This window comes from Moorena sp. SIO4G3, from assembly GCF_010692305.1.
GTDB lineage: Bacteria > Cyanobacteriota > Cyanobacteriia > Cyanobacteriales > Coleofasciculaceae > Moorena > Moorena producens_A.
The window spans coordinates 1-10,088 of record NZ_JAAHIG010000325.1 but is presented as its reverse complement, the minus strand read 5'-3'; the positions used below and the strand labels follow the sequence as shown (position 1 = coordinate 10,088).

The 10,088-nt window shown below is 46.6% G+C and carries 5 protein-coding genes; 4 read left to right on the top strand and 1 reads right to left on the bottom strand.

Going from position 1 to position 10,088, the window contains the following annotated elements; translation table 11 throughout:
* Window positions 1-409: 409 nt before the first annotated feature.
* The 3 genes from F6J99_RS35025 to rpmB all read left to right on the top strand — a co-directional run bounded on the left by F6J99_RS35025 (window position 410) and on the right by rpmB (window position 3,595).
* Window positions 410-703 (top strand): hypothetical protein, encoded by a 294-nt coding sequence (locus tag F6J99_RS35025; protein ID WP_293120076.1) that lies wholly within the window; start codon window positions 410-412, stop codon window positions 701-703.
* Between the two features lie 342 nt (window positions 704-1,045).
* The gene (htpG, locus tag F6J99_RS35020) at window positions 1,046-3,058 is read left to right on the top strand and encodes a molecular chaperone HtpG (RefSeq protein ID WP_293120074.1); all 2,013 of its coding nucleotides are present in this window, start codon (window positions 1,046-1,048) and stop codon (window positions 3,056-3,058) included.
* Window positions 3,059-3,358: 300 nt separating this feature from the next.
* Window positions 3,359-3,595, top strand: a complete 237-nt coding sequence (gene rpmB / locus F6J99_RS35015; protein ID WP_008183615.1) for a 50S ribosomal protein L28 — start codon at window positions 3,359-3,361, stop codon at window positions 3,593-3,595.
* 82 nt (window positions 3,596-3,677) lie between these two features.
* Here rpmB and F6J99_RS35010 read toward each other — a convergent pair whose 3' ends face one another.
* Complete coding sequence (locus tag F6J99_RS35010) at window positions 3,678-3,896, bottom strand: hypothetical protein (RefSeq protein WP_293120071.1); 219 nt, start codon at window positions 3,894-3,896, stop codon at window positions 3,678-3,680.
* 541 nt (window positions 3,897-4,437) lie between these two features.
* Between F6J99_RS35010 and hpsA the strand changes: the two genes are divergently transcribed.
* Window positions 4,438-9,534: a hormogonium polysaccharide biosynthesis protein HpsA gene (hpsA, locus tag F6J99_RS35005; RefSeq protein ID WP_293120069.1), complete on the top strand. Its 5,097-nt coding sequence runs from the start codon at window positions 4,438-4,440 to the stop codon at window positions 9,532-9,534.
* The last annotated feature ends 554 nt before the right edge of the window (window positions 9,535-10,088 follow it).

Sequence of the window (10,088 nt, the reverse complement as noted above, 5' to 3'; positions counted from 1 at the left end):
GACGATTCCTGAGATAAAGCAGCAAAGCACTCTTGGGCAAACGATTCATAGCCCCGCTGGATATGACCTAGACCAGAACAGATTAGAAAAACTTTAGTCATGGGATCGCGGATTGATTTATTCTCGGTATATAGTTAAATTGTATAGCTCAGGGAATAGGGAACAGGGAATAGGGAATAATAAAAAATAAATAATAAATAGTAAATATTGCGTAGGGTGTGTTAGGGACGGGCTTGCGCTAATGTTTCGGTAGCCAGTATTAGGACAGTCCGTCCCGTAACGCACCACCTTGTCAAACTATTCCAATTGAATTCATTGTGGCCAGTTAATCAAGGGAATGCAAAATTACTCTTGTCTTTCCTTAAAGGAGTATGTTCACAACTAAAATAAAAGTGCTATATATATTATTATGCTATTCAAAATTATTCTTAACCAAAACTTCCAGGTCATTGAGAATGCTGCCGAAATTGATGACCACTTTTGTTTAAAATTAAGACCGCAAGCTAAGGCAAAAGTCTACCGAGTCTTGCTCAAAGATACAGGACAAATCCTACTCGATCCAATTCCAGAAGAAGAACAGTGGTTATGGCAAAATACCGAAACCCTGGCGCAGGTGAAACGAGGTATCCAGCAAGCAGCAGAAGGTAAAGGAAAATATTTAGGTGATTTCGCTCAATATGCTAGGCTGGAGATTGATGACTAGTGGATTTTCAATAATTAAACTATCAGCGATTAGCGCTACCTCCCAGCGTCGAAGCCTGTGCCACGCACGCTAATTGAGGTGCTATCAGCCTATGGGCTAGGGGCATGCTACACCGAACAGCTAAAGGCCAAAGGCTACGCTACGCGAACAGCTTTTGAATAAAATAAGCTGACCGCTGACCGCTGACCGCACCTCAAGTAGCGCATATGCTTAGAACTTCATTAGTATTCCCTAAGATACGGAAATCCGAATCCCTATCGGTGGACAACCCCATCTCTCCTATCAAAAGTAATCCCTCAAAATCGTTAAAGGGACATTCATCATATTAATGTAGCAATACCAATGACTGTACTGGAACAAGGCACAATCACGATTCATACTGAGAATATCTTCCCGATTATCAAGAAGTCTCTCTACACCGATCACGAAATCTTCTTGCGGGAGCTGATCTCCAACTCAGTGGATGCCATCCAGAAGTTGAAGATGGTCTCTTATGCTGGGGAGATTGACGGGGATGTGGGAGACCCGGAAATTAAAATTACCCTTGATAAGGATAAGAAAACTCTCTCCATCTCAGATAACGGCATTGGGATGACTGCCGATGAGGTGAAAAAGTATATTAATCAAGTGGCTTTTTCTAGCGCTGAAGAATTTATCAAGCAGTACCAAAAGCAAGCTGACCAACAGATTATCGGTCACTTCGGATTGGGTTTCTACTCTGCTTTCATGGTGGCTCAGAAGGTGGAAATTGATACCCTATCTCACCGAGGAGGGGCAACAGCCGTGCATTGGTCCTGTGATGGTTCTCCAGCCTTTGAACTATCGGATTCTGAGCGGACAGAACCAGGTACTACCGTTACCCTCACTATGCAAGAGGAGGAACAGGAGTACTTAGAACCCTCACGGGTTCGTCAGCTAGTCAAATCTTACTGTGATTTCATGGCAGTGCCCATCAAGCTGGAAGATGAGGTGATCAACAAGCATGAGGCACTGTGGAAGAAATCTTCAAGAGATCTGACTAAAGAAGACTATCTGGAGTTCTATCGCTATCTTTACCCATTCCAAGATGAACCCTTGCTGTGGGTACATCTAAACACTGATTATCCTTTCTTGCTTGATGGTATTCTCTATTTCCCCAAATTGAAGCCAGACGTGGATGTGACTAAGGGGCAAACCAAGCTTTTCTGTAATCAAGTGTTTGTCAGTGACAACTGTGAGGAAGTGATTCCTAACTTCCTAATGCCACTGCGAGGGGTGATTGATAGTCCTGATATTCCCCTGAATGTTTCCCGTTCTGCTCTGACCAAAGACCGGACAGTGGCTCGGATTGGTGACTTTATTGCTAAGAAAGTTGGCGATCGCTTAAAGCAACAGTACCAGGATGAGCGGGATCAGTACATCCGTGCCTGGCAAGATGTGGGTACATTCGTCAAGTTTGGCTGCCTCAATAGCGAGAAGTTTAAGAAACAAGTAGAAGATATAGTAATCTTCCGCACCACCTATCAACCGGTGGAAAGTTCCGAAGCTCCAACCACTGATACCCCTACTGACACCCCTAAGGTAGAAGTGCAATCCCAAGAGGGGGATGCTTGGGAGGATGTCACGCCAGATGCTGGCACAGAACAGGTTAAGTCTTCGTCTTCTCAACCCTACACTACCCTCAAAGAGTATCTAGAGCGCAATAAAGAACGCCACGAAAATCGGGTATTCTATTGCACTGATGAGGCTAGCCAAGCCACATATGTAGAACTGCACAAAAATCAAGGGTTAGAAGTCCTATTTATGGACTCCTTTATCGACAGTCACTACATTAGCTTCTTGGAACGGGAATATACAGAAGCTAAGTTCTCTCGGGTGGATTCAGACTTAGATGATACCCTTGTTGATAAGGACCAGGAAAAAGAGATTGTTGACCCGAAGACTAACAAAACCCGTTCTGACCTGATTAAGGAACTGTTCGAGCAAGCGATTAATAAGCCTAAGGTGAATGTCCGGACTCAAGCCCTGAAGTCTGATGACCCCCAAGGCACCCCACCGGCCATGGTATTGTTACCGGAAGCCATGCGCCGTCTACAGGAAATGACTGCCATGATGCAGCAGGACTCGGTGCAGTTCCCAGAGGAACATATTTTAGTAGTCAATACCACCCACCCACTGATTCAGAATCTAGTCAACCTCAGTCAAAGCAGTATTATTCAGAGTGGCGGTCAGTCTCCCTCAGCAGAATTGGCTAACATGATTTGTCAGCATGTCTATGACCTGGCACTGATGGCCCAGAAAGGCTTTGATGCCGAAGGCATGAAGGCGTTTGTGGAACGGTCCAATAAGGTTATGACCCGTTTGACGCAAGAGTAATCGGGAGTAGGGAATCGGGAGTAGGGAGTAGGGAGTAGGGAGTAGGGAGTAGGGAGTTGGAGATATATGTAGGGTGGGCAGTGCATCAGACAGATTCACCATGGTGGCCATAGACTTGGTAGGCACTGCCCACCATGGATTAATCACTCCCCCCATCTCCCCATCTCCCCATCTCCCCATCTCCCCATCCCCCTATCCCCCTACCTCCCCATCTCCCTACCTCCCCATCTCCCCATCTCCCGACTCCCCGCACCATCTGCGAGATATGATCAAGAACAGATGTAAATCAAGAGGTACCCCATGTCCCGTAGATGTCAGTTGACTGGTAAAAAGGCCAATAACGGCTATGCAGTTTCTCACTCCCACCGTCGGACTAAGCGCTTACAAAACGTTAACTTACAGGTTAAAAGAGTTTGGTGGGAAGAAGGGAAACGTTGGGTGAAGCTGCGGATTTCCACTAAGGCCATAAAGACCTTGCAGAAGAAGGGTCTACAAGCCATGGCTAAGGAAGCTGGTATTAATCTGAATCATTATTAAATCAGGGAATAGGGAGCAGGGAGTAGGGAGTAGGGAGTAGGCAAGAGGCAAGAGGCAAGAGGCAAGAGGCAAAACATCCTGTTTAGTTCTTTACCTGATGGGTATGAGAAACCCTATATAAGCTTCCGGTAATTACCCTGTCTTGATGCAGTCGCTCATGGGGGAAACCACGGCAGTCGCTCATGGGGGAGACCCCCAAGACCGCGCTGCCTCCCCAAGACCGCGCTGCATCGCTTAATACAAATCTCCCTATCTCCCCATCTCCCCATCTCTCCATCTCCCCACCTCCCCATCTCCCCATCTCCCCATCTTTTTTATCTGGGGGTGATGGGTTTTTGGCTTAATGTGGGTAGGTTAAGTCTATGGTTTTTTGGTAAGCGGGAATAGTCTGTCTTTAGAGGAGGTAGGAAAGTCCTAGGCTAGGTAAACTGTTAACAAATCTCGGTTGTGTTTTTGGGAACTATCGATACTATAATTAAATATTTATTATTCTCTGTTCGTAGGTAGATCTAAAGGTAAGTTCCTAGGCGTAGGGTGCGTTAGGGACGGGCTCGCCCTAATTTTCTGCCTCAACGCCTGGGTTGGGACAGTCCGTCCCGTAACGCACCATCGGGTCTGTTAATTGTTGTTACCCCTTAGCTTCGTTGAAGCATTTGATAGGACTAAGCATTAAGGTGTTTGACACTGATACAAGCTCAAAAGCCGTTATAGTCAACTATTGCCTATTGCCTATTGCCTATTGCCTTTTGCCTATTGCCTTTTGCCTTGAGCTATATCATCTAGGGTGCGTGGACTAGTTCGTCTTCAGGAATCTACTCAGGAAATGTGACAGGAAAATCCCTATGTCAACCAAGAAGTCAACCAGGAAGAAGTTAGCGAATGCGATCGCAAAACTACTCAAACAGGTAGTTAAACTGTCTCAAGCCATCACCAAACCCTTGATGCGTTGGCTGTTGCGTAGCTTATTTATTTTACACCGTCGCTCCCGGGTGGCAACAGCCGGGTTTGTGTTGCCTACGGCGATTATGGTGACCTTGGTGGTAACCTTGCTGGTAACTGCCATTGTGTTGCGCTCCTTTGACCGGGTCAAAAATGCCAGTAATTATCGGGTCAATCAAGCGGTGTTCAATGCCGCTGCTCCAGCTATTGAGCGGGCTCAAGCGAAATTGGAAGCCTTGTTTGATGACCCCACCCTGCCCCGCTCGACCCCATCAGAGGAAGCGTTGGAAAATGCCTTCGATAGTGACAAATACGACTTTGGTGATGAAAAGCGTTTGAGGCTCGAACACGAAGACAGTAACGGCAACGAAAGCACCATAAATACTGCCTGGAGGTTTCCGGTTGATACGGATAACAATGGCCTATTCGATAGCTACACCCTCTACGGAATTTACTTCAAAAGTCCAAATCCATTATTAAACGAAAAAATCAGAACCCCTCTACAAGCCAGAACCCCGCCGATGGTTAACTCAGGCAACAGCGATAAATGTAAAGCAGCTGCTACCACTAGCGCTAGCCTAGTGGATAATTCCGGGTGGTTTAAGTCTGAGTCGAAGTTAAAGAAAAGTATATTTGTTTACACCGCAACGGTGCCGATTGTAGCTGGGGATACACTACCGGATAATACCACCTATGAAAATTATAAGGGTGAGGCCGGATTCTCAGCTCTAGAGTATCAGCAAGACCGAGCCAGAATTCCCCTAGCCAACAATGCCATTGTCTACGATGATGATTTACAAATTACTCCTGGAAGTGGCATCCAGATTAATGGCCGGGTTTTTACTAACGGGAATTTTCTCACCGGTAATGCTAAGAATGAGTATTTTCAAGTCAGTAGCCCGGAATCTTGCTACTACACCGAAGAAAACAGCAAGATCGTTGTCGGGGGCAATATGGCCTTTGGTCGTGTAGATGATGAGCAAGATAGAGACGGAGGAGGAATCATACATCTGTTCAATAGCAATGAAGTCAAGGGTAAGAAAGCAGCACCGGCAGTAGTCAAGTTAAAGAAAAATGATAGATCGGTTAATCAACCACCCAATGAGATTGGCAATAACAGCCAAGCCTTCACCGCACGAATTAATGCTCTGGTAAGCGATCAGTTAAAGAAGGGTGAGGGTAATGACCCAGAGGAAGTATTTAAAAAGTACGAAGAAGTTGAAGATGAAAAAGAGCGTGAGAAACAACGGAATAAAGCTCTAGAGACATACTTCAAAGACCGCACCCGTCGTGTTCCCTACGGTGAAGAGGAAAATGAAAAGGCCAATCTCCAAGGGGAAGGCAACGACCTCCGACCCCAGGATGACTGGATATATCCCTATGACCCAGATACTGGCAAAAGTAACAATGGCCTGACTCTCAATATCAAGGGAAAAAAGCTAAGTCCTGCAGCAACGGAACCAAGTGAACAACAGAAAGCAGGTAGGGAACTAAAAATTGGTGATCGCGTTTTGATCGGTCATGGCTTACCGGCTCGATGGTGGGATAACAAAGCAAAGGAATTCCAGGGTGCTAGAGCTCCACAAGACATTGGGGGTGGCGTTACGTGGGATGACAGCGAGGATAATCGCTACCGCACTACCCAAGTCACTCCCTTGTCTGACTTAGGGGATACTGACCGCAATGGTTTCTGGGAAGCAGCAGCGGCCAGGCAACCGGTTCAGCCCCTGCAAGGGTATGGGGGATTGCGGGTAGTTACCGGTGCTGGGATTTATGTGGATGATGATAAGTTTGGGGATTTTCTGGCAAAGTTCCCTCGCAATAATCCTACTAATCCTGAGTTGGAGTCTTATTTGCCCCCTCCTGGTTGGGATATTAGGTTTGTGGATCCCCAAAGTCGGAATATTGATAACAGAATACAGCTAGATGACTTAAACGAATTGATAGGATTCCCCCCCATACTGGTCTGGCCAGATACCATGCCCATGCATGGTGGGGTAGGTGGTGATTTAACTGGTAATAATGGTGATGGTCCTGCTGGTATTACTGACGCGAACCAGAAAAGTGACCTATTGATGAGGGCAAGCGCCGTTTATCACTACACCGAAAACCCAGAAAAAGATAACCCAGAAAAAGAAAATTTTGACCAAGAACCGATTGCCTGTGTGAGTAGCTACTATGACCCCACAGATGAACAATCGGCTCAAAATAATGTTGATTATTATAATTTTCCATTGGGGGTAGATCCAAATGAAAATCGAAGGTCTAACAATGGCATCGTTTACACCTTTCCCGGTAGAACTTTTGATAGACCAACACTGGAACGACAAGCCCGATTAGTATTTCCCAATGGGCGTCTTGCCAATGAACCTTTGAAAATAGCCTTAGAAAAAACAGGTGACCTTACCCTAGCTGATAATTCAGCCATTGATACCGCAATTTGCGCCCTACAAATTTTAGAAAACCCTACAGCTAATCAAAGTGAGGCAGACATCCCTAATCGGGCAATTTACGAAGAGTCCTTTTTGAATGCCAGACAAGTCCAGGAAATTGAAGATCCTAACACTAAAGATATCATCTATGACCTAGCCATAGAAGACCGTCAGCCTCTGGAAATCCGGGCGACGGTGTTGGATCTCGGTAAGCTCAGAAAAGAACAAACAAGTGGTACATCAGACAACGGTCCTAAGCCAGAATATCTGCTACCGAATAGCGGGATTATCTACGCCACCCGTGATGATGCCTTACTAGACCTAAGTGATAAAACTCCTGGAGCTACCCCTGAAGAAAGGAGGCGCTTAAGTCCCGTAGACTTTGAGCTAGACCCCACTCGCCGTCCCAATGGAATTATTTTACGGAATGGGACAGTGCTAGCCCGTAAAGACAACAGTAACTCATTTGAATTGACCGATCCCCCAGGAGCAGAGAAAGGGTTAATTTTAGCCACCAATTTGCCAGTGTATATCCAAGCAGCTGAAAACAACGGAAATGGTACAACATCTGGCTTTAATTTGCACCAAACCCCTGGGGGAGATTTGGTGGAAGAGTTTACGGAGAAACTGGAAAATCAGCCTTGGAATAATAATGCAGGTGGCAATTTCTACAGTCGTAAAAACCTGGACAACAACTTTGCTTGTCGCCAAAATGATAGTCGATTGCCGGAATGTAAAGATGGGGATTTGTGGCGACCAGCAGTAGTGATTGCTGATAGCGTTACCCTACTGTCTAAGGATTTTAACTTTGGTTTCCGCTCCGATGGGGACTATGACCTGAGGGGAATACCAATGGGTAGTAATTTGATAACCCCTGCTCCGGGTGCTCTAGATCCAGATACTTTAATAGGCATTGCAGATGAGGGTAACCCTGACTATAACGGTGCTGACCTGAATGGCAACGGTGTCCCAGGTGAAAAGGTTATAGAGTCTCAAATTCTCTATGGTTATGACGTAGACGGCAATGGTGACTTAACAACACCTTTCAATGAAACAGAGATTGGCTTTGACCTCAATGGTAATGGTAATGTAACTGACACTAACGTTCAGGAGTCTCAGATAACTGTTGCAGCAGGACTTAAACTAAATGGCATATTTGACAATAACTTTGTCACTAGTGCCAACTGGTGGGATGTAAACGATGACGGTGAGATTGATAATCCAGATGGGAGGCAAAACCCTCGACCTAGTCTTGACTCAAGACCTATTACTCCAGAAAATCCCAACCCAAGAACTGTAAACAGTTCCTACCTAAGCAATTTTGTCACTCCAATTCAGCGACGGGTGGAATTTCCAGAGTATGTCATGGAAATTTGTCGGAAAGTGCCGGTTTCAGCCTGTAACCCTGATGACTGGGTCGTTGGCATTGATAATAATGGTGATGGTGAATTTAATCCAGGTGATACACGAGAACAGCTACCGGCTAGTGACCCTCAAATTTTGGGAAATACTAATGTTAATGTCGCTCAACTTTTGTCCGGCACAACAGCAAGACCTGCCATAGATCCCGCCGATCAACGCTATCCCCGTCGCATTGCTTTCCTAAGGGATCCTGCCACCAATAACTTGGATCTAAAAAATAGCGGTCTTCCGACTCCTCTGGGAATCAACGGAACGAATGGAACAGGAGATGATTCAGGGAGGGTCGCAGAATACCCATACAATGGCTTCACTAGACCTCGATTAGCACCGCATGCTCTGTGGTATAGAACAACTAGAGATCAAAAGAACCCTAGCAATCCTGCTCCAGGCCAACTAAACTTCGGTCAGAACAGACCACTGTTTTACCAAAGGCAATTACTAAACCCAACAACAGAGCAACCGATGTTGGTTCCAGTCCTACAAGTTCACTCCCTGACTGCTGAACCCCGAGGAACAGAGAACAGACTCCCGATAGAAGGAGGGGAATGTGTGGAAATGGAAGAGGGCTGGACACAGCGAGCCAATGAAGAGGGAGCAATCTTCAATGTAGTGATTGCTTCAGGGGATAGTCCCCCAAGGCCAGAGGAATATAACGGTAGTTTAGAGAACTTCGTACGCTTCCTAGAAAACTGGCGGCAAGCTGGCGGAAGCTGCGCCCAAAATGACGGTATCCCGGTGCGGATTAGCGGCTCCCTAATCCAGTTCAAGCGTGCGGCCTATGATACAGCTCCATTCGTGCATGCAAATGAGAAGGCTGGTGATCACAAAGTCCCCACTCGATTTAGATACGACATAGATAAGGATGATCGAGGCGCTGAAACTTCCATGCCCTATGCTACTGCTAGTGGCGAATTACCCTATTACATGGCACCCACACGTCGATATGGTTTCGATGTGGCTCTGCTGACTCAGTTACCTGACCTGTTCTCCTCCAGGTTTACCACTCCCTCAGCGGGAGACCCCGATGAGTTTTTCCGGGAAGTGTCCCGAGATGACCCATGGGTGGAAACTTTACTCTGTGCGGAAGACGATAAAGGAAAGCTAGCAGTTAACGGGCGCTATTGCCCGTCAAAAAACGGTGCTTGATGGTTGAACTATGAATAATCAAGACTATTGTGATTAATCAGAGGGTGGTGGGCAGTGCCTACCACCCTGATTTGCCAGGAAATGAATTGGTCTCAACTCCTACATCTACTCCCGACTCCAGTTCCCCCCTTATTAAGGGGGGCGGCGGGGGGATCTGACACTCCCCATTAACCCAGCAGTGCTACTACCATCGGTGGTGGGCAGTGCCAACCCAAGTCTAGGACAAGGTAATGAATCTAACTCCAGCACTGCCCACCCTACATCTAGATCTGGTTCCAGTTCCTACCATCGGTGGTGGGCAGTGCTAACCCCAGCCTAGGACAAGCTAATGAATATAACTCCAGCACTGCCCACCCTACATCTAGATCTGGTTCCGGTTCCCCCCTTATTAAGGGGGGTTAGGGGGGATCTGATACTCCCTGGTTGGTGGGCAGTGCCAACCCAAGTCTAGGACAAGCTAATGAATATAACTCCAGCACTGCCCACCCTACATCTAGATCTGGTTCCGGTTCCCCCCTTATTAAGGGGGGTTAGGGGGGATCTCATACTCCCTA

Bases quoted from the DNA above. Each gene is read 5' to 3' on its own strand.
- F6J99_RS35025 (WP_293120076.1), top strand. From the start codon at position 410: ATGCTATTCAAAATTATTCTTAACCAAAACTTCCAGGTCATTGAGAAT.
- htpG (WP_293120074.1), top strand. From the start codon at position 1,046: ATGACTGTACTGGAACAAGGCACAATCACGATTCATACTGAGAATATC.
- rpmB (WP_008183615.1), top strand. From the start codon at position 3,359: ATGTCCCGTAGATGTCAGTTGACTGGTAAAAAGGCCAATAACGGCTAT.
- F6J99_RS35010 (WP_293120071.1), bottom strand. From the start codon at position 3,896: ATGGGGAGATGGGGAGGTGGGGAGATGGAGAGATGGGGAGATGGGGAG.
- hpsA (WP_293120069.1), top strand. From the start codon at position 4,438: ATGTCAACCAAGAAGTCAACCAGGAAGAAGTTAGCGAATGCGATCGCA.